15 protein-coding genes are annotated in these 15,644 nt (G+C 72.0%); 2 read left to right on the top strand and 13 right to left on the bottom strand.

The features are described from left to right. Position 1: 1 nt before the first annotated feature. On the bottom strand, positions 2-778 hold the full coding sequence (locus AC0VX6_RS11560) for a class I SAM-dependent methyltransferase (RefSeq protein WP_274977518.1): 777 nt from the start codon (positions 776-778) through the stop codon (positions 2-4). Positions 779-915: 137 nt separating this feature from the next. Here AC0VX6_RS11560 and AC0VX6_RS11555 point away from each other — a divergent pair, with 137 nt between their 5' ends. Further along, a complete protein-coding gene (locus tag AC0VX6_RS11555; RefSeq protein WP_475468548.1) occupies positions 916-1,374 on the top strand; it encodes a hypothetical protein in 459 nt (152 codons plus the stop codon). Between the two features lie 13 nt (positions 1,375-1,387). Here AC0VX6_RS11555 and AC0VX6_RS11550 read toward each other — a convergent pair whose 3' ends face one another. The 6 genes from AC0VX6_RS11550 to AC0VX6_RS11525 all read right to left on the bottom strand — a co-directional run bounded on the left by AC0VX6_RS11550 (position 1,388) and on the right by AC0VX6_RS11525 (position 6,496). Then, positions 1,388-3,802 (bottom strand): flippase-like domain-containing protein, encoded by a 2,415-nt coding sequence (locus AC0VX6_RS11550; RefSeq protein ID WP_475469315.1) that lies wholly within the window; start codon positions 3,800-3,802, stop codon positions 1,388-1,390. Positions 3,803-3,986: 184 nt separating this feature from the next. Beyond that, positions 3,987-4,652, bottom strand: a complete 666-nt coding sequence (locus AC0VX6_RS11545; RefSeq protein WP_475468547.1) for a TetR/AcrR family transcriptional regulator — start codon at positions 4,650-4,652, stop codon at positions 3,987-3,989. Between the two features lie 203 nt (positions 4,653-4,855). Beyond that, complete coding sequence (gene rpmF, locus AC0VX6_RS11540) at positions 4,856-5,026, bottom strand: 50S ribosomal protein L32 (RefSeq protein ID WP_274977515.1); 171 nt, start codon at positions 5,024-5,026, stop codon at positions 4,856-4,858. Between the two features lie 66 nt (positions 5,027-5,092). Continuing rightward, positions 5,093-5,341, bottom strand: coding sequence for a type B 50S ribosomal protein L31 (locus AC0VX6_RS11535; RefSeq protein ID WP_047870211.1), 249 nt, complete (start codon positions 5,339-5,341; stop codon positions 5,093-5,095). 160 nt (positions 5,342-5,501) lie between these two features. Continuing rightward, entirely contained in the window at positions 5,502-5,666 is a 165-nt protein-coding gene (gene rpmG, locus AC0VX6_RS11530; protein WP_013152592.1) for a 50S ribosomal protein L33, read from the bottom strand. A 107-nt stretch (positions 5,667-5,773) separates the two neighbouring features. After that, a complete protein-coding gene (locus tag AC0VX6_RS11525) occupies positions 5,774-6,496 on the bottom strand; it encodes a YqeB family protein (RefSeq protein ID WP_475468545.1) in 723 nt (240 codons plus the stop codon). A 125-nt stretch (positions 6,497-6,621) separates the two neighbouring features. On the opposite strand from AC0VX6_RS11525, the gene AC0VX6_RS11520 reads away from it, so the two are divergent. Then, positions 6,622-7,254 (top strand): TetR/AcrR family transcriptional regulator, encoded by a 633-nt coding sequence (locus AC0VX6_RS11520; RefSeq protein WP_475468543.1) that lies wholly within the window; start codon positions 6,622-6,624, stop codon positions 7,252-7,254. Positions 7,255-7,422: 168 nt separating this feature from the next. Here AC0VX6_RS11520 and AC0VX6_RS11515 read toward each other — a convergent pair whose 3' ends face one another. The 6 genes from AC0VX6_RS11515 to AC0VX6_RS11490 form a co-directional block, all read right to left on the bottom strand. Continuing rightward, positions 7,423-9,204, bottom strand: a complete 1,782-nt coding sequence (locus AC0VX6_RS11515) for an ABC transporter ATP-binding protein (protein WP_475468542.1) — start codon at positions 9,202-9,204, stop codon at positions 7,423-7,425. A 45-nt stretch (positions 9,205-9,249) separates the two neighbouring features. Then, the gene (locus AC0VX6_RS11510; protein WP_274977511.1) at positions 9,250-10,263 is read right to left on the bottom strand and encodes an ABC transporter permease; all 1,014 of its coding nucleotides are present in this window, start codon (positions 10,261-10,263) and stop codon (positions 9,250-9,252) included. Positions 10,264-10,351: 88 nt separating this feature from the next. After that, on the bottom strand, positions 10,352-12,100 hold the full coding sequence (locus AC0VX6_RS11505) for an ABC transporter substrate-binding protein (protein WP_274977510.1): 1,749 nt from the start codon (positions 12,098-12,100) through the stop codon (positions 10,352-10,354). Between the two features lie 102 nt (positions 12,101-12,202). Further along, positions 12,203-13,273 (bottom strand): ABC transporter permease, encoded by a 1,071-nt coding sequence (locus AC0VX6_RS11500; RefSeq protein ID WP_274977509.1) that lies wholly within the window; start codon positions 13,271-13,273, stop codon positions 12,203-12,205. Between the two features lie 639 nt (positions 13,274-13,912). Continuing rightward, positions 13,913-14,431 (bottom strand): cellulose synthase, encoded by a 519-nt coding sequence (locus AC0VX6_RS11495; protein WP_475468539.1) that lies wholly within the window; start codon positions 14,429-14,431, stop codon positions 13,913-13,915. Positions 14,432-14,664: 233 nt separating this feature from the next. Further along, on the bottom strand, positions 14,665-15,378 hold the full coding sequence (locus AC0VX6_RS11490; RefSeq protein ID WP_274977507.1) for an HAD family hydrolase: 714 nt from the start codon (positions 15,376-15,378) through the stop codon (positions 14,665-14,667). Positions 15,379-15,644: the final 266 nt, after the last annotated feature.

Here is a 15,644-nt window from a genome sequence, read left to right as displayed (position 1 = left end):
GTCAGCGCCCGCACGCCTCGACGAGGAAGCGGTGCACCGTGCACGTGAGCGGGGTCCCCCGCGCCATGTCCCGGTGCAGCCGCAGCAGTGGCCCGCGGTGGGCGCGCGCGTCGAAGCCCGGCACCTGCCACGGCACCATGCGCAGGTAGGACACGAGCGCGCCCACGTCGTGGAAGCGGCGCAGGGGCCGGGCCCGGCGGGCGCGGGTGACGGCCAGGCCCGCCCCCTCCAGGCCGGCGACCGCGGCGTCGAGGTCCCAGTCCGCGTTCCGGTCCGGGGGCGGCCCCTCCAGGAGGGCGCTGAGTTCGTACCCGTCGTCTCCGCCGACCTGCTGGGTGAGAAAGACACCGCCGGGGGCCAGGACCCGGCGGACCTCGGCGGGGTCGTAGGCCTCGTGGCGGTCGAGGACCGCGCCGAACCCCCCGGAGGGCAGGGGCAGGCTCCCGTCGGGGCCCGGCTCCACCACGTCCACCGCCAGGGCCGCGAGCCTGCGTCGGGCGACGGGCACGTTCGGCGGCCACCCCTCGGTGGCCCGGGAGCCGGGCGGCAGCGGCGCCAGCGAGGAGAGGAACTCGCCGCCCCCGGTGCCCAGGTCCAGCACGGGCTCCCGCGCGGCGCGCACGAGCCGCCGGGCACGCTCCTCGTAGGACCAGGGCAGCGGGCCCTCGACCAGCCTGCCGTCCAGGAACCGGAAGTCCCACCCGGAGGTCGGCCGCCGCTCGGCCTCCTCCACCAGGTCGTCGAAGTCGCGCACGGTTTCCCGCCTCCTCGTGGTCACCCGGCCATTGTGCGTACCCGGCGGGGCGGGCTCAACCGGTTAACGACGGAGCGCGGTCCCGGAGAGCGACCACGGGCGTACACGGTCGATACCGAACGCGGACGCGGCGGCGCGGTGCTCTCCCTAGGGTCGTGGCCATGACCGAACACAGACCTCCCGCCCTCGGCCTGTCCTGGACCGCCATGGCCCTGCTGGCCCTGCTCGCGGCGCCCCGCGTGGTCCTGCACGACCTCGGCGTCATCCAGGAGGGAACCCTCGTCAACGCCCTGTTCGTGTTCGTCCCCCCGCTCGTATGGGTGGCGGTGGCCGTCCTGGCCCGGGTCCCGAACCCGCTCCCGACGCTGCTGGTGGTCGGACTGCTCTACGGCGTCCTCCTCGCCCTGGGGCACCAGCTGCTGTGGAACACCGCCTGGGAGGGGGACCCCCCGACGCTCGGCGGCAACCTCAGCGGCCTGCCGCCCCTCGCGCACGCGGTCGTCGTCCGCGGCTTCGCGGTGGTGAGCAGCCTGTTCACCGGCGCGGCCGTCGGCGCCGTCACCGGTCTGGCCGCCTGGGGGAGCGGAAAGCTCGTGCCCGCCCGCTCCGGCGTCTCCTGAGGCGCGGGCCCGCTCAGATGGCCTCGCGGCGCTGGAGGTAGGAGAAGGCCCCCCAGCCCGGCAGGACCGGCAGCCAGAAGGTCAGCACGCGGAACAGCAGCACGGCGGGCAGCGCGACGGCGGCGGGGACGCCCGCCACCGTGGTCAGACCGCCGATCAGGGCCGCCTCCACCGCGCCCAGGCCTCCGGGCGTGGGCGCGGCCGAGCCGATCGCGTTGCCCGCCAGGAACACCACCGCGACCGCCACCAGGCTCACCCGGGCGCCCGGGTCGGCGAAGGCCAGGACCGAGAACTGCAGGCACAGCACGAACGCCGCGGTGATCAGCAGCGTTCCGCCGAAGCCCAGCAGCAGGCTGGACGGGCTCTGGAGCATGTCCAGCAGCCGCGGCAGCACCCCGCGCAGGTAGGGCCGGATCCGGGCGCCGAGGGCGTGTCGCAGCCGGGGCAGCAGCAGGACCACCCCCACCACGGCCGTCCCGGCGACGCTGATCACGACGACGGTCGGCGAGGGCGTGAACCCGGTCCAGTACGAGGTGCCGGTGAGGTAGGCGCACACCAGCAGCAGCGGCACGTGCACCAGGAACCCGACCAGCTGGGTCAGTCCCACCGCGGACAGGGCCAGGGAGGTGGAGACGCCCTCCCTGGTGACGAACCGGGTGTTGATCGCGAGCGACCCCAACCCGGCGGGGGCGGCGATGCGCACGAACGACCCCGCGTACTGGACCATGACGGTGCGCCACCACGGCAGCGGCACGGGCACGAAGCCGATGAGGATCATCGCGGCGGAGAGCGTGCACACCACCGACGCGGCGAGCGCGGCCAGCGTCCACACCGGGTCGGCCCGGCCGATGGCGGTGAAGTCCACGCCGGTGAGCTGGTACAGCAGCACCAGGCCGACGACGGTGGCGACGATGACGCTGACCACGGTGCGCGGACGCATGCGCTCCAGGCGGGCGGGTTCGGAGGGCGCCTCAGGGGCGATGCGCGCCACGCGCTCGCGCAGCCGCGCCAGCAGCCCGCGGTCCCCGCGCAGCCCCCTGCGCAGCGCGTAGGGCAGCCCGGCGGGTTGGAGGAAGGGCAGGACCGCGGCCGTGGCGGTCACACCCAGCGCGCGCACCGCCGAGTCCACGGCGCGCCCGGTCCCCACCCGCATGGCCAGCAGGGTGAGCATGGCGGCCTGGTCCAGGCAGACCTGGAGCTGGGGGGCGGCCACGCCGCCGCGGTCCAGGCCGGTGAGCAGGACCGCCGACTCACGGGAGTCCGCCGGGACCGGCGGGGCCGCGGTTTCGGAGGCGTCTGCCGGAGCGGCGGCGTCTGCCGGTTCCGAGGAGTCCTCGGGAACGGAGCCGTCTGTTGAGGTGGGTGTGCCCTCTGCGGCGGAGAGGTCAGCCGCGCCCGGAGGATGGTCCAGGACACCGACCGTGGCGCCGTTGACGTTGCCGTGGACGAGCCGGTGCCGGTGCAGCAGCCCCAGTTCGCGCCAGCACAGGTCGGTCAGCCCGTCGGTGAGCTCCTCGTCGCCGAGTGCGTCCAGCGCGCGGAAGGCGGGCAGCTCGCGGACCAGCAGGACGGTGCCGGGACCGAGTTCGCCGACGGCCAGGACGCGGGGGACGGCGGCCCCCGCCTGCCGGGCGGAGAAGCTCATCAGCGCGGCGTGCTCGGCGCGGCGGCGGACGCCGTAGAGCATCCGGGGGGCCACGGGGCCGCGCAGGAACAGCAGGTCGCGCAGGCGCCGCCAGAACCCGGCGGTGTTCTCGGAGCTGAGCACGACCAGCTCCACCCGGCGGCCGTCGTCGAGTTCGGCCAGGTGGCGCGGGTTGCCCTCCTCGTCGTCCTCCGCGCGGGAGACGCCGGTGGCGGCCAGCCCGAACCGGCGCAGCTCGGCGTCCAGGCCGTTGTCGGTCTGCGGCGGCGGCCTCTCCCCCAGCGCGTACCGGACCAGGGCGGCGCAGGTGAGGCCGACCAGGACGGTCAGGAGGAGGGCGAGGAAGCTGGTCACCCCGGCCAGCAGGGCGCAGACCGCGACGGCGGTGTTGCCCGCCCACAGGACCGAGCGGACCCGCGGCAGACCGGTGGGCATGGTGCGGATGAAGGCCAGGACGGCGGCCACGTAGCCGAGGGTGGCGCTGGTGAACACGTCGTCGGGGGCGAGGGCGTCGGGGAACCGCTCCGGACCGATCAGCGCGAAGAGGGTGGCGTTGATCAGCGAGGCGAGCGTGTAGGCGGCGATCCCGGCGGCGACCGGCCGGACCAGGGAGCGCCGCCGTCCGGTGAACAGCGTGCGCAGGACGACGTAGCTGACGAGGACGATCAGCAGGAGGTTGGCGCCCGCGGCGACGAGCAGGAGCAGGCCGGAGGGCAGCAGCGCGCGGAGCCGGTCGGGGTCGGCCCCCTCCACACCGTCGGTGGCCATGCGGACGGCGATCATGATCGCCGCCACCGCGATCAGGCCGAGTGCTCCCGTGAGGAGGTCGACGGGCCTGCGCGGGGCTCGCGGCGTCCGTGGGTCCGGCGGGGGGATCTCGTCGGTTCGCGTTGTCACACTCCCAAGACTGCCCGACTCCGCGGGGGCCGGGGACCAGGGGCGGTGCGTTTCGCGGGACCGTCCGCGCTCAGCCCGTGAACAGGTCGGGGATCTGGCCCAGTCCGATCTCGGGGGCGGTGGGCAGGGGTCGGCGCCGTTCCGTGTTCTCGAAGGACTGGAGGAGGTAGGCCACCAGGCGCCGCGAGGAGGCGGCGGCCGCCTCGGGCGGCCCGGAGGCGGCCCCGCAGTTGGCCAGGAACAGCAGCGTGAGGTCCGCGACCGCGAAGTCGGGGCGCAGCCGCCCGGCCGCCTTGGCCCTGCGGATGAGTTCGGTGATGCCGCGTTCGGCGCGGTCGCGCTTCTCCTCGAAGGGGATCGCCCTGGGGAAGGCGGCGAGGAACGCGCCGGTGAAGCCGCGGTCGGCGGCCTGCATCGCGCACACCCGCTCGACCACCGAGCAGAAGCCCCGCCAGGGGTCGGGGTCGGCGAGGCCGTCGTCCACCAGGGAGGTGCAGGCCGTCAACTGGTCGGCGAACACCTCGGCGACCAGGGACTCGCGGGTGGGGAAGCGGCGGTAGAGGGTGGCGACCCCCACTCCGGCGCGGCGGGCGACGGCCGACATCGGCACGTCGATCCCGCGTTCGGCGAAGGCCGCGCGGGCGGCCTCGACGATGCGGTGGCGGTTGTGCAGGGCGTCGGCGCGCAGCCCCGGGGCGTCGCCGCCGGGCGCGGTGGGAGGCGTTCGGGCTGGCATGCCCACCACCCTACGGCGCTCGGCCGACCCGCCCGGCTGCCCGGCAGAGAAGCTCGGTGGCGGTGCCCACGCCGCCGCGCGCCGGGTGGGAGAGGGCCCCGGCGCGCGGCGGCGCGGGCGGACACGCGGCAGCGTCAGCGGCGCCTGGACCCGGTGTCGCGGCCGGACCGGGCGCACGGGGCCCGGCGGGCCGTGCCGGGCCTCTACTCGGGCGGCGCGAGCAGCCCGCGCTCGTAGGCGCGGACGAGGTTGCGCGGCACGAGGTGCTCGCGGCCGCGGATGTGGACGCGCACCAGGTCGGGGGTGGCGGCCTTCCACTGGGAACGGCGTGTGCGGGTGTTGGACCGCGACATCCTGCGCTTGGGTACGGCCATGGGCCTCTGCCTTCTTCTCGGGTGGTCGGGGGCGGGGCACCGGGCCCCGCCTCGCGTTCGTGTCGGTCAGCCCCTGCGCTGGTAGCGGCGCTGGAAGCGCTCCACGCGGCCCGCCGTGTCCACCACGCGGGCGTTGCCCGTGTAGAAGGGGTGGCTGGCGCTGGAGATCTCGACGTCGATCAGCGGGTAGGTGCGGCCGTCGCTCCACTCGATGGTCTTGTCGCTGGTGGCGGTGGACCTGGTGAGGAAGGAGAAGTCGGCCGCGCGGTCGCGGAAGACGACCGGGTGGTAGTCGGGGTGGATTCCCTGCTTCATGTGTGCCCCCTTGGGGTGGTCGTTGGGTGCGGCGGTCAGCCTGCTCGGCGGCGCGCGACGGGACTGCGCCCGTCGGGATCGGCGGCACCGCCGCCGGTCGGGGCGCCGGTTCGCCGGGGCATCGGCCTCGCGGGAACGGGCGGCCGGGGCGCAGCCCGGCTCAGCGCTCCTCGCGGAACTCGACGTGGCGGCGCACCCGCGGGTCGTACTTCTTCAGGGTGAGCCGGTCGGGCGTGTTGCGCCTGTTCTTGCGGGTGACGTAGGTGAAGCCCGTCCCCGCGGTGGACTTGAGCTTGATGATCGGCCGGATCTCGTTGCGTGCCATGGATGCCTCCTCAGGGTTCCCACGCGTTACAAGTCAATGATAACCGTTTTCATTCCCGATCCGGCCAGGTCATCTCTCCCCTGTGGACGACCCCCGCCCGAGGGCGCTCAGCCGCCGGAACCGCCGCGGACCGGACGCCAGTACTGGCGGTCGCCCTCGTCCCGCACGACCACGCCGAGAGCGGCGAGTTCGGCGCGCAACTCGGCGCTGTCGTCGGCGTCCTTCGACCTCAGCGCCTCACGGCGGGCCCGCAGGACCGCCTGGGCGTGCTGCTCCAGGCCCGGCATCCCGTCGACCCAGCGCCGGAACCGGTCCGCGTACGGGTCGCCGTCGCGCCAGGGGTAGCCCTGCTCCTCGAACGCGGCGCGGAGCCGGTCGGCGCCGTGGCCGGTGCGCTCGCGGGCGAGTTCGGCGGTGTCCGCGTCCAGCAGGACCAGGTCCCGGCCGTCGACGAAGACCGCCCCCACCCGCTCGCGGGCGAACTCCGCGTTCCGGCCGGACCGGATGACGCGCACCCCGCCCCCGTCCGCCTCGACGGTGACCATGTCGTCGTAGGAGGCGAGCGCGACGAAGCCGCCGGCGAGGACACCGAGGACCACCAGGACGGTCGTGAGGACCGGCCCGTCCAGGCGGGCCAGAAGGGCGACCTGCTCCTGGCCCGGGACCAGCGGGAGCTGGTGGACCCACTCCGGCAGGAGGGCGAGCCAGCCCGGAACCCGGGACAGCACCCAGCCGAGCCCGGCGCCGAGCAGGGGGAAGAGGGTCCACAGCAGCACGTGGGTGGCCCCGTGCTCACGGACCACGGACGGCGGTCGGCGGGTGTCGGTCATGGGGGAAGTCCTCTCCCTCTCGGCGGCCGGGGCCGAAGCGGTGGCGGCATCGCCCCCGACCCGCTCTCCGACGCGTCCTCCGTGGTGGTCAACTCCTTCCTAGTTGAGCATATAGGATTCTGTACATGCAAACAGTCGACAGTGGGGACGGGGAGGCCCGGCGCTCATTCATCGAGGAGGCACGCCGCGGACAGATCGTGCGGGCGGCGGTCGAGACCATCGCCGAGGAGGGGTACGCCCGGGCGTCCTTCGTGCGCATCGCCGCGCGTGCCTCGGTCAGCCCCGGCCTGATCACTTACCACTTCAGGACGAAGGAGCGGCTGCTCCGGCAGGTGCTGGAGTACGTCAACGCCCGTCTGGACCGGGCGATGGAGGGCGGTCCCGAGCCGCTCGCGGGGTTCGAGGACGCCCTGACGCGCATCGTCACCGGCCACGTCATGCACTGCTCCCGCCACCCCCGGGAGATGGCGGTGCGCCAGGAGATCGGCGGCGCGGACGTGCCCGCCTCCGTCCGCGAGTGGATCGCCCGGAGCCAGGACTCCGGACGCGCCGAACTGGTCGGCTTCCTCACCGAGGGGCAGAGCCACGGGGAGTTCCGCGCCTTCGACCCGGAGGTGTTCACCGACACCCTCTTCGCGGCCCTGAACGCGGTCCCGGGCCGACTGCGGCGCATACCGGTCGAGGAGCACGAGGAGTACGCCCGGGAGCTGGCCCTCATGTTCGCCGCGGCGGCGACCGAACGCGTGCCCTCGGCCTAGCGGACCGGCCGGAACCGTTGCCGGTGTGTCACGAGATCACGGTAGAGGTGTCGGCCCCTTCGCACGCGAAACGCCGGTGCCGCCGCGGGGTTCCGCGGCGGCACCGGCGCTGGGTGGTTCTGCCGGTCGGCTACCGATCCGTCAGACCCACAGGGTCCCTCGGGGCCGTCAGGCGACGGCCTTGCCCTCGGCGCGCTTCTCCACGCGCCCGGCGCGCAGGCGGCGGGCCTCGTCGGGGTCCAGGACCGGAGCGGCCGTCAGCAGCTGGCGGGTGTAGTCGCTGGCGGGGTTCTCGTACACCGCGTCGCTGTCCCCCATCTCCACCACCTCACCCGCACGCATCACCGCGACCCGGTCGCTCACCTGACGCACCACCGCCAGATCGTGGGCCACGAAGATGTAGGTCAACCCGAAGTCGTCCTGCAACTCCGACAACAACCGCAACACCTGGTCCTGCGTGGACACGTCCAACGCCGACACCGGCTCATCACAGATGATCAGCTTCGGCTTGAGGATCAGCGCCCGCGCGATCGCGATCCGCTGACGCTGACCACCCGAGAACGCGTGCGGGAACCGGTTGTAGTGGTTGGGCTCCAACCCCACCCGCTCCAACAGCTCCTGCACCTGACGGCGCACCTTCTTGCCGTCCCTCTCCCCCTGCACCCGCAACGCGGTCCCGATCGCGTCCCCCACGGTCACCCGCGGGTTGAGCGAGGAATAGGGGTTCTGGAACACCATCTGCACGTCCCGGCGCAGCGGACGCAAAGCCCGCTCGGGCATGTGGGTGATGTCGCGGCCCTCGAACTCCACCCGGCCCCGCGTGGGCTCCAGCAGACGCATCACCATCCGCGACAGCGTCGACTTGCCCGACCCCGACTCGCCCACGATGCCCAGGGTCTCACCGCGGTGCAGGTCGAAGGAGACCCCCTTGACCGCCCAGAAGTCCGTGGCCTTGCCCCAGGTGCCGCCGCGCACCTTGAACCGCTGCGCCACGTCCTCCACCCGCAGGAGCGGGGTCTCCTCGGAGGAGCCCTCGCCGCCGGCGGAGGGGGTGAAGGCCGCGAACTGGCCCGGCTCGGTGACCCTGCCCTCGCGCTTGTCGCGCTCGACGCGGTCGGCCCGGTCCTGGGCGCGCCGCTGGGCGCGGGAGACCTCCACGCGCGGCACGGCGGCCAGGAGCCCCTGGGTGTAGGGGTGCTCGGGCTCGGAGAGGACCTTGCGCACGTCGCCGCGCTCGACCGCGACGCCGCGGCGCATGACCACGACCTCGTCCACCGAACCCGCCACCACCGCCAGGTCGTGCGAGACCAGGATCAGGCCCATGCCCAGGTCGCGGCGCAGCTCGTCCAGCAGGTCCAGGACCTGGGCCTGCACCGTCACGTCCAGGGCGGTGGTGGGCTCGTCGGCCAGCAGCACCTTGGGCTCGCACATCAGCCCCATGGCGATGACCACGCGCTGGCGCATGCCGCCGGAGAACTCGTGCGGGTAGGAGTTGATCCGCTTGTCGGGCTGGGGGATGCCCACCCGGTCCAGCGACTCCACCGCGCGGGCGTGCGCCTCGGCCTTGGTGGCCTTGGGCCGGTGGATGCGGTAGGCCTCGATCAGCTGGTTGCCGATCGTGTACTGCGGGTGCAGCGACTGCATCGGGTCCTGGAAGACCATGGCGATGTCGTTGCCGCGCATCCGCCGCAGCTTCTTGTCCGAGGCGCTGACCACGTCCTGGCCCGCGACCTCGATGGAGCCGGTGATCTTCGCCTTGCTGCCCCGGTGCAGGCCCATGAGGGCCAGCGAGGTCACGCTCTTGCCCGAGCCCGACTCGCCCACAATGCCCAGGGCACCGCCCGCGGGCACCTCGAAGGACAGCCCTTTCACCGCGTGAACGTCGCCGTCCATGGTCGGGAACGTCACCCGCAGGTCGTCCACGCGGACGACGGGGTCGGTCGAGGCCATGTCACTTTCCTTCGTTAGAGCTGCTCTGTTCAACGCTGTCGGCCGTCAGGCGGCGATGCGCACGCGCGGGTCGACGACCGGGTAGAGCAGGTCGACGATCAGGTTGCAGACGACGATGAAGACAGCGCCCATCAGGGTCACGCCGAGCACCACGGGCAGGTCCTTGCCGATGATCGCGTCGATGGCGTAGGCGCCGATGCCGTTCAGGGAGAAGACCTTCTCCGTGAGGATGGCGCCGCCCAGGACCAGACCGACGTCCAGGCCGAAGATGGTCACGATGGGGGTCAGCGTCGGGCGCAGCGCGTGCTTGAAGATCACGCGGCGCTCGCTCAGCCCCTTGGCGCGGGCGGTGCGGATGTAGTCCTCGCCCAGGACCTCCAGCATGCCCGCGCGCGTCTGGCGCGCGTACTGCGCCGCGTGCAGGAAGGCCAGGGTGACCCAGGGCAGGAACATCACCTGGAACCAGCCGACCGGGTCCTCGGTGAGGGGGACGTAGCGCGAGACCGGGAACAGCTCCCACTGGTGCACGAGGAACGCCAGGGCGAGCAGACCGGTGAAGTAGATCGGCATGGACACGCCCACCAGGGCGGTGCTCATGGCGATGCGGTCGAAGATGCTGCCCTTCTTGACCGCGGACAGGACGCCGACGGCCACGCCGCCGATGATCCAGATGACGGCCGCGCCCAGGGCCAGCGAGGCGGTGACCGGCAGGCGGTCGAGCAGCTGGGGCAGCACGGGGCTGTTGGTGGTGAAGGAGTAGCCCAGGCAGGGCGCCGCGCACTCGATCGTCTCCCGGCCGAAGGTGTACTCGGAGCCGAGGACCAGGCCCTTGACGAAGTCCAGGAACTGCACGGCGATGGGCTGGTCCAGGCCCAGGCGCGCCACCGTGGCGTCGAGCGCCTCGGGCGTGGGGGCCTTGCCCACGTACAACGCGGCCATACCGCGCGGGGTCACGCCCGCCCAGCGGGGCAGGACGTAGAAGATCCAGAAGGTCACCGCCGTGACGACGGCGAGCAGCAGCAGTCCCGCACCGAGGCGGCGGAGAATATAGTTCAGCATCGCGGTCGGCGGCGGGGGTACCCACGGGGCCGTGGCACCCCCGCCGCCATCACCTGCCTTCTCGTACTAGTTCAGGCCGGTCGGAGCGCTAACCCCGGTCCACGCCCAGGGCCATGAAGTCGTACATCGCGTACGCGGACGTGTGGTAGACGTTGGTCAGCTCGTCCGAGCGGTAGTACAGCGCGCGGTCGAAGACGACCGGCAGGATGGCCGCCTGCTCCATGACCAGGGTGTCGATCTGCTCGTAGATGGCAGCGCGCTCCTCCGGGTCCTCGGTGGCCAGCGCCTCGTCCCACAGGCCGTTGATCTCCGGGTCGTCGAGCTCGGAGGTGTTGTAGTTGCCCGTGGCCTGGATGGCGTCGCCGTCGGTGATCTTGGAGGCGAAGCCGTAGCCGGTGGCCCAGTCGGGGCTCCAGCCGGAGACGCTCATACCGATGTTGTTCTCACGGACGTAGTCCTGCGAGCCCGCGTACTGGGCGAAGAAGTCCTCGGCCGGGAAGGTCTGGATGTCGACCTGGATGCCCACGCGCTTGAGGGACTCCTGGAGGGACTCCGCGGTGGCGATGTCGTTGGGACGGCCGTCGCGGACCGCGATGGTGGTGCTGAAGCCCTCGGCCTCGCCGCACTCCTCCAGCTTGGCCTCGGCCGACTCAAGGTCGCCCTTGTTGTCCTCGGAGGGGTACAGGTCCGACTCCGGGTTCGAGCCCGGGATGGTCGGCGGGAGCACGTTGGTGGCGATGTCGCCGCCGGTCGCGCCGCCCCAGGCGCGGTGCAGGCTGTCCCGGTCGGCCGCGTACATGATCGCCTGGCGGCAGGCCACGTCCTCGATGACCGGGGTGTGGATGTTGACGTAGCGCAGCGCGCCGGAGTACGGGTTGTCCAGGTTGGCCTGGACGTCCTCGTCGGTGAGCAGCGTGCCCTTCATCGCCGGGCCGACGCCGACGCCGGCCAGGTCGACGTCGAGGTCGCCGTTGACCAGGCGCTGGTCGATCTCGTCCTGGTCGACACCGATCTGGACGGTGACCTCGTCCGGCAGGGCCGGGCGGATCGGGTCGGTCTCGGCGTCCCAGTTCTCGTTGCGGACCAGGTTGAGCTGGACGCCGGGCTCGTAGTTGCCCTCGAACTTGTACGGGCCCGAGGAGAGGACCTTCTCCTTGTACAGCGCGCCGCGGTCGGCCTCCATGGGCACCGGGGCGGTCTGCGGCTGGGTCAGCACGTAGGGGAACTCCGAGAAGGAGTCCTTGAGGTGGAAGACCAGGGTGTGGTCGTCCGGGGTCTCGACCGCGGTGAAGGTCTCCAGCGGGTTGTCGACCTCGTAGACGTTGAAGGGCTCCTGGTCCAGGTGCGCCTCGAAGTAGCGCGGACCGTTGGGCAGCTCACCGCCGTTGTAGTTCGAGCGCGCGATGGCGTACTTGATGTCCTGCGCCGTGATCTCGGAGCCGTCCTCGTACTTGAGGCCCTCCTGGATCTTGACGGTCCACTCGGTGAAGTCCTCGTTGGGCTCGGGCATGCCCGCGGCCATGTCCGTGGTCAGCTCGGTGGACTCCTCGGCCGGCGCCGGGGTGAAGGCCAGCAGCGTACGGGCGTAGTAGCGGGTGAAGTTCCAGCTGAACCCGTAGTAGGTGTCGCCCGGGTCGGTGGAGTCGAAGTCCGTGGCGATGGCGTAGCGCAGGGTGCCGCCGGTCTGGTCGGACGGGTTGACGACCTCGGTCGCCCCCTGGTTGAACTCGGCGTCGGACGCGGAGCCACCGCCGGCGGAGCCACCGCCGCCGCAAGCCGAAAGGAGGATGGACGCCGCCGCGCCGAGCGCGACGAAGCCGAGGGTGCGTTTCCTCAAGGAACTGCCTCTCATGCGAACCTGATGGTGATGATGGGATCAACCTGTCGTCGGATCCCTGCCTTGCGGAGGCCGGGCGGGTCAGCCTCCACCGACCGTGGGTCAGTCGGAGGTCTTGGGGTCGAAGGCGTCGCGCAGCCCGTCGCCGAACAGGTTGAACGCCAGGACGGTGATGAAGATGGCCAGACCCGGGAAGATGACGAAGTAGGGCGCGTTCTCGTACAGCGGCACCGCGTCGGAGAGCATCTTGCCCCAGCTCGGCGTGGGCGGGTTGATGCCGACGCCCAGGAAGCTCAGGGCCGCCTCGAACAGGATGTTCGTGGGGATGAGCAGGGTCGAGTAGACGATGATCGGCGTGACCAGGTTGGGCAGGATCTCCTTGAAGAGGATGTGCCGGTTGCTGGCGCCCAGGCTCCTGGCGGCCTCCACGAACTCCCGCTCGCGCAGCGAGAGCGTCTGCCCCCGGACGATGCGGGCGATGTAGGGCCAGTTGAAGAAGCCGATGATGAAGACGATGACGCCGATGCGCAGGCCGTTGCCGCTCAGGCCCAGGACGCCGTCGGGGATGACGCCCACGAGCGCGATGGCGAAGAGCATCAGCGGGAAGGCCAGGAAGACGTCCATGGCCCGGCTGATGAGGGTGTCGACCCAGCCGCCCTTGTACCCGGCGATGATGCCGAGGACGGTGCCGATGAACACGCACAGGAGCGTGGACAGGAAGGCCACCAGCAGGGAGATCTGGGCGCCGTAGACGATGCGGCTGAACAGGTCGCGGCCGGTCTTGGGCTCCACGCCCAGCAGGTGGTCGGAGCTGATCCCGCCCCACGGGTCGAGGTTGGCGCTGGGGATGCTGCCGTCGGTGGGGGGCGGAAGGGACGGATCCCTCAGCGGGAACCCGGTGTTGGGCTCGATCAGGTCCTGGTGGAACTGGGTGGGCGGGTGCCCGAACCACTTGGCCAGGAGGGGCGCGAAGATCGCGGCGAGGATGAGCAGGACCACGACCACGCCGGAGACCATCGCGACCTTGTCCTTGCGCAGCCGCTGCCAGGCGATCTGGCGCAGGGACCGGTTGTCGGAGTCTCCGCGGACCTCGTGGGCCTGCGCAGCGACGTTCACGGCGTCGTTCTGCTCCGCCTGCTCCGCCGAATCGGGGGCATGCGAGGGCGCGCTCATCAGGCCACCACTCTCCACTCATACGCTTCTGGCCGAGGGGAACGGGACAGAACCCACGCGCGCGACCGCAAGGAGGGGTGACCTGCGGTTCGCGCACGGTGGGGCCGGCCGGTTCTCGACGCTGGCTGGCGTGGGCTTGCGTGTCGGCGGGGAGGGCGGATGACCCGCCTCCGCAGACCCGGCCCGCAGGGTGCGCCACATCACCTGAGGATTTGGACACACCGGGACCGTTGCGCCCGGGCTGTTACACAGCGACCAACTTACTCGCGATCTGAACGCACAACGTCCAATATCCGATCATGTATCTAAATCGTGACAAACAACGTTAAAAGGCCTATATAACAACAAAAGGCTACAGAGTTCGCATTCATCCGATGACCGGTCGCGAGCTGCGGCGACGTCCTCCACCGCCGCGCCCACGATACGTCCGAATATGCACCGGTTCGACCCCCGAAGTGGCACGCTATGGCAAGTGCTATACGTCTCAGCGTGTCCGCGTGGAAGCGAAGAGCGACGGTCACGGGCGTACCGGGACCCCGTCACGAACACGTACGGTGACGGTCACGGCGTACGCGAGAACGACGGCCCCGCGCCTGCGGAACCGTCGTCACGGGGATGTGCGGGCCGTGCCCGCGTCGGTCACTCGATGCCGCGCTTGCGCAGCAGTTCCTCGATGTCGCCCAGGTCGGAGAGGTCGTCGGCGCCCCCGGCCTTGGGGGCCGGGCCCACCTTCCCCTTGGCGCCCGGGGCCGCGGTGGCCGCACCGGGCGCGGCGGCGCCGGGCTTGGCCCCGCCGCCCGCCCCGCCAGTGGCCTTCGGCTCCTTGGCCCTGCCGGGGCGGGTGCCCACGTCACGGGCGCGCATGACGCCCGAGACGACGTAGAGCATTACCGCCAGGCCCGCCAGGGCCACACCGGCCCACACCGCCGGGTTGAACAGCAGGCCGACCAGGATGCCGAAGATGTTCATGGCGAACTGCCAGACGGCGTTCATCAGCCCGATCAGACCGGCGGCCAGCGGCAGCAGCGACCACGCCACGCCCCGCAGACCCGAGGCGGCGCCCTTGGCGCGCCACACGAAGAAGGAGATCACCAGTCCCGCGAGGGTGAGTCCGCCTCCCAGGACCAGACCGGTCATCCACGTCAAGTTCTCAGGCATGGGTCCAGTCTCCCATCCGGCGCCGGAGCGCACATCCGGTCGATCCCCTAGGGCGTGTCCGGTGGATGCCGCCCGTCGCGCAGCAGGGTGTGTGTGCGCCGAACACGCCCTGGGTCAGGCCCCGGAGTCGGGGTTCCTGTCCGCCAACGCTACCCCCGTACCCCGGACGGGCGGCCGGGGCACGGAAGGGAGCGTCGGGGCAGATGGGAGCGGGGAAACCGGCGGACCCGGGTTCAGCGGTCGGCGACCAGGGACTCCAGCCAGTCCAGGTCCACGCCCACCAGGCTGTCGCGGAACACCACGCCCTCGCGCGGCGGGATGTGCACGTGGTTGGGCACCGCGACCGTGACGCATCCGGCGTCGGCCGCCGAGGTCACGCCGACCACCGAGTCCTCGAAGGCCACGCAGCGCGCGGGGTCCACGCCGAGCCGCCGGGCGGCCCTCAGGTACGGGTCGGGGTGGGGCTTGTTCGCCTCGACCTCGTCCCCGGCCACCGAGTCGTCGAAGTTGTCCAGGCCGATCCCGCCGATCGCCGCCTGCACCAGCGTCCTCTCGGTGGAGGTCACCAGGACCACCGGGACCCCGGACTCCGAGAGCAGGGTGACCAGCTCCTTGGCGCCCGGGCGCAGGTCGGCGCCTCCGGCGAGCCTGGCGCGGAACCTCGCGTACAGGCGGTCGGCGACCTCGCGCGGGGTGAGGTGGTGCGCGCCGGTCAGGTCGATGATGTAGCGGCCCACGGGCTCGGCGGCGTTGCCGACGTTGCGCTGGTGGTCCTCCTCGGTCCACACACCGCCCAGTTCGGCGACCAGGTCGGCCTCGGCCTCACCCCACAGGTGCTCGCTCTCGATGAGGGTGCCGTCCATGTCCAGGAGTACGGCCTGGAGGCGTCGGGCCTGGGGGGTCTGGGTGTCGGAGGCTTCGGGACTCAGCGTGCTCTGCTCGCTCATACGTTCGGTGGCGCCTTCCGGACCGGGCGGCACCACGCTCTCCCCTCGTGTGTCATGGGTTGCCCGCTGGCCCACGGGACACCCGGGTTGTGCGTCATCATCGTGCGGGACGCTGGGCGCCCGCGCCGTGAAGAGGACCTGTCGGCGTCCTTTCCACACTACGAACACTCGGACGCCGGCGGGTGGAGAGCTGCCCCACACTCCGGCCCGCGCACGCGCGGCCCGGGGGCGGGGCACCGCGCGCCTCCCGCACACGCGCGCGGCCC

Source organism: Nocardiopsis sp. iso_25 (assembly GCF_056173305.1).
The sequence above is the reverse complement of the archived record's forward strand: the minus strand, read 5'-3'. Positions and strand labels throughout refer to the sequence as shown.

Coding starts and splice junctions, on each gene's coding strand:
- AC0VX6_RS11555 (WP_475468548.1), top strand. CDS start 916: ATGACCGAACACAGACCTCCCGCCCTCGGCCTGTCCTGGACCGCCATG.
- AC0VX6_RS11550 (WP_475469315.1), bottom strand. CDS start 3,802: ATGATCGCCGTCCGCATGGCCACCGACGGTGTGGAGGGGGCCGACCCC.
- AC0VX6_RS11545 (WP_475468547.1), bottom strand. CDS start 4,652: ATGCCAGCCCGAACGCCTCCCACCGCGCCCGGCGGCGACGCCCCGGGG.
- rpmF (WP_274977515.1), bottom strand. CDS start 5,026: ATGGCCGTACCCAAGCGCAGGATGTCGCGGTCCAACACCCGCACACGC.
- AC0VX6_RS11535 (WP_047870211.1), bottom strand. CDS start 5,341: ATGAAGCAGGGAATCCACCCCGACTACCACCCGGTCGTCTTCCGCGAC.
- rpmG (WP_013152592.1), bottom strand. CDS start 5,666: ATGGCACGCAACGAGATCCGGCCGATCATCAAGCTCAAGTCCACCGCG.
- AC0VX6_RS11525 (WP_475468545.1), bottom strand. CDS start 6,496: ATGACCGACACCCGCCGACCGCCGTCCGTGGTCCGTGAGCACGGGGCC.
- AC0VX6_RS11520 (WP_475468543.1), top strand. CDS start 6,622: ATGCAAACAGTCGACAGTGGGGACGGGGAGGCCCGGCGCTCATTCATC.
- AC0VX6_RS11515 (WP_475468542.1), bottom strand. CDS start 9,204: ATGGCCTCGACCGACCCCGTCGTCCGCGTGGACGACCTGCGGGTGACG.
- AC0VX6_RS11510 (WP_274977511.1), bottom strand. CDS start 10,263: ATGCTGAACTATATTCTCCGCCGCCTCGGTGCGGGACTGCTGCTGCTC.
- AC0VX6_RS11500 (WP_274977509.1), bottom strand. CDS start 13,273: ATGAGCGCGCCCTCGCATGCCCCCGATTCGGCGGAGCAGGCGGAGCAG.
- AC0VX6_RS11495 (WP_475468539.1), bottom strand. CDS start 14,431: ATGCCTGAGAACTTGACGTGGATGACCGGTCTGGTCCTGGGAGGCGGA.
- AC0VX6_RS11490 (WP_274977507.1), bottom strand. CDS start 15,378: ATGAGCGAGCAGAGCACGCTGAGTCCCGAAGCCTCCGACACCCAGACC.